The sequence below is a fragment of the Mesorhizobium sp. M7D.F.Ca.US.004.01.2.1 genome, assembly GCF_003997785.1.
In the GTDB taxonomy this organism is placed as follows: domain Bacteria; phylum Pseudomonadota; class Alphaproteobacteria; order Rhizobiales; family Rhizobiaceae; genus Mesorhizobium; species Mesorhizobium loti.
In genome coordinates, this window is sequence record NZ_RZRQ01000503.1 from 1 (window position 1) to 3119 (window position 3119).

A 3119-nucleotide genomic window follows, 5' to 3' on the forward strand; every position below is an offset into this window, starting at 1 on the left:
GAACGGAACCCGCCATGGCTGGCGAGGAACGCGATCGGCGCCTGACATTGGCGCAGGCAGACGCCCTTCATCGGCGTCCATTGATAGAGACCAGCGGCGATCAGGACGAGGCCACCGAGGATCGCGCTGTCGGTCGCCATCGAGGGATCGAGCAAGGCGAGACGGGCGAGCAGCCATTGCGCACCGGTTGCCAGGACGCTGAAGACGACCCAGACGGCAAGATAGCCGGCAAAAAACCATCCCGTCGAAGCGATGGGCCGGCCATCCGCGTGCGCCTTGCGGCCGACACCGGCATAGAGCAGCAACATCGGTGCGACCGAAGGCGTCATCATGCCGACCATCATCACCGCCCACATTGTGAAGATGAAAGCGAAATCGGCCGATGACCAGGTCCGGAACCCGGGCGCCACGGTGGCGCCCATGTCCATGCCGCCCGTGTCCATGGTCGACATGTCCATTCCAGCTATGTCGCCGCCTGTGCTGCCCGGTACGGGGGAACCGGGCATGACCATGTCGGCGGTGAGCCACAGCACATAGACCCAGGCGAGCAAGGCAATCACGACGAGCGCGGCCGTCACGACTGCGCGATCGCGCCGCAGCACCGCCTCGAGGGCCGTGTCGCCCATTGGATCAGGTCAATGCACGATGCCGCTCTGCGTGAGATGCAGATTGGCGAAATGGCTGTGCGTATCGGCCAGCTCGAACTTGATCGGGCCCGTCGCCTTGGTCCAGCCACGCCCGACCTCGGCGATCACGTATTCAAAGCCGTGCGGCAGGTCGATGCGCGCCTGATGCTCGGCGCCGGTGACCGGATTCTTGATCGGCTCGCCATGGCCGTCGGTTACGCCCTTGACGTGCAGCCGCCCGGTTCGCGCGTCGACGTCGACCTTGAATTCGATCGGGGCAAAGATCGGATCGTGGAATTTCTCCAGCGTGGTCGAAAAGACCTGGAATATCGTTGCGCCTGGTTCGGTGTCGAGACCGCCCAATATGCGGAGCAGCGCTGCACGTTGGGCTTCGGTCGCCCGCTCGTCGATAACCACCGCGGCTTCGCCCCTGCCCTGGTGTATGGCGCCGGGCCAGCTGAAAATCCCGACGAACCGCAGTCCGTCGAGCTTGGTGTCGCCATGATGGCCGCTCTCGATTTCCATGCCAGCGACCGCCTGGCAGAATCCGTATGTCGGCATGGCGTTGAACTGGCACGGGCAGCCATAGGCGCAGTTGCAGTTGATGAATTCGCGCGCCTTCATTGTCCATTTGACGTCCGGCATGGCATTCCTCCCTTGCCGCGCTCACGCTCTGTGAGCGCGATCCGGATCGTAGAGGACCAGAAGGTGAACCGGCAACAACCATCCGGCAGCATCTGATCGAAGCAATCCGGCGATTAATATTAGCAATATACCATATACCTTTCACCGCCGCCCACAATAGGCCGATCGGCGGAGACTGGCGCAGCGCCGACAATGCGCCGCGGGGGTCATGCCGCACCCCGCATCGCCGGCTTTTGCCGCGACGAATTGGCATATTCGAAGTCCATCTCCTGGCGGACGGTGGCTGTTGCACGGTCCATGACGCCGCACTATGGCTAGCGGCTTGTCAAACAAGGCGATGCAGAATGGCGAAAGACGGCAGCGAGCACTTTAGCGGCGGGATCGGCATCAACACGCGGCTTGCCCATTCGGGCAACAATCCGCATGACTATTTCGGCTTCGTCAATCCGCCGGTGGTGCATGCCTCGACCGTGCTTTTTCGTGACGCGGCTTCGATGGCGGCACGCAGCCAAAAATACACCTACGGCACGCGCGGCACACCTACGACCGATGCGCTTGCCCACGCCATAGACGCGCTGGAAGGCTCGGCCGGCACGATCCTGGTGCCGTCGGGTCTTGCAGCGGTGACCGTGCCGCTGCTCGCCTTCGTGTCGGCGGGCGACCATCTGCTGATCGTCGATACCGTCTATCATCCGACCCGCAACTTCGCCGACACGATGCTGAAGCGGCTGGGCGTCGAGGTCGAGTACTACGCCCCCGATGTCGGCGCCGGCATCGCCGCGTTGATCAAGCCCAACACCAAGGTGGTATTCACGGAATCGCCAGCCTCCAACACGTTCGAGGTGCAGGACATCCCGGCTATCGTCAAGGTGGCGCACGCCGCAGGCGCCATCGTCATGATGGACAATACCTGGGCGACGCCGCTTTATTTCCGTCCGCTCGACCATGGTGTCGACATCTCCATCCATGCGGCGACGAAGTACCCGGCCGGCCATTCCGACGTGCTGCTTGGCACGGTGTCGGCCAATGACAGCTGCTGGAAGCATCTTTACGAAAGCTTCTGCACGCTTGGCTGTTGCGCCGGGCCAGACGACGTCTACCAGGTGCTGCGCGGCCTGCGCACCATGGGCGTGCGCCTGGAGCACCATCAGCGCAGCACGCTTGCCATCGCCTCCTGGCTCGAGGGCCAGAAGGGCGTGGCGCGCGTGCTCCACCCTGCCCTTCCCAGCCATCCGGACCACGATCTGTGGAAGCGCGACTTCTCCGGCTCGAGCGGCATCTTTTCCATCGTGCTTGCCGGCGGCGGCCAGAAGCAGCAGCACGCCTTCCTGGACGCGCTGCGGATCTTCGGTCTCGGCTACTCCTGGGGCGGCTATGAGAGCCTTGCCGTGCCGGTCTGGCTCGGCGACCGCGTTGTTGCAAAAGCGCCCTATGAGGGCCCGTTGATCCGCCTGCAGATCGGCCTCGAGGATGTCGACGACCTGAAAGCCGACATTCTGCGCGGCCTGACCGCCGCGGCGGCTGCCTGAACGATTAGGCACTCGCCAAACTGATTCAGCAGACCATCGCAAGCACCTCGAAAGACTGGTGAAATACGCGCCCGCGATACGCAACCCCGGATGCCGCCGTGATGGATGCAGCCGTAACATAGCGGAATTCTATTCTCAGAAATCGTGGCTTGGCGGATCAATTTGGCTTTCAAATTCCACGAGGTCGCGCCATTGCGGTGCGATCATCACGGTTTCGATTTCCCCCTGGAATACCGGCAGAGTTTTCGACGTCATGGCTTTCCGCCTTTTTGTTCCTATTCTTGCCGGCGCGACGCTGCGCGAGCGCATCATCGCCTGC

General features: G+C 62.8%; 4 protein-coding genes. 1 reads left to right on the top strand and 3 read right to left on the bottom strand.

Annotated features, from left to right (window positions below):
• The coding region (locus tag EN993_RS33765; protein WP_127266048.1) for a DUF2182 domain-containing protein at nt 1-626 on the bottom strand (626 nt) is incomplete at its 3' end.
• 9 nt (nt 627-635) lie between these two features.
• Nucleotides 636-1271, bottom strand: a complete 636-nt coding sequence (locus tag EN993_RS33770; protein ID WP_109662998.1) for a DUF1326 domain-containing protein — start codon at nt 1269-1271, stop codon at nt 636-638.
• A 344-nt stretch (nt 1272-1615) separates the two neighbouring features.
• On the opposite strand from EN993_RS33770, the gene EN993_RS33775 reads away from it, so the two are divergent.
• The gene (locus EN993_RS33775; protein WP_109662996.1) at nt 1616-2800 is read left to right on the top strand and encodes a cystathionine beta-lyase; all 1185 of its coding nucleotides are present in this window, start codon (nt 1616-1618) and stop codon (nt 2798-2800) included.
• Nucleotides 2801-2935: 135 nt separating this feature from the next.
• On the opposite strand, the gene EN993_RS37485 is transcribed toward EN993_RS33775, so the two are convergent.
• Nucleotides 2936-3119: hypothetical protein (locus EN993_RS37485; protein WP_206532464.1), on the bottom strand; the 184-nt coding region annotated here is incomplete at its 5' end.

Bases quoted from the DNA above. Each gene is read 5' to 3' on its own strand.
- EN993_RS33770 (WP_109662998.1), bottom strand. From the start codon at position 1,271: ATGCCGGACGTCAAATGGACAATGAAGGCGCGCGAATTCATCAACTGC.
- EN993_RS33775 (WP_109662996.1), top strand. From the start codon at position 1,616: ATGGCGAAAGACGGCAGCGAGCACTTTAGCGGCGGGATCGGCATCAAC.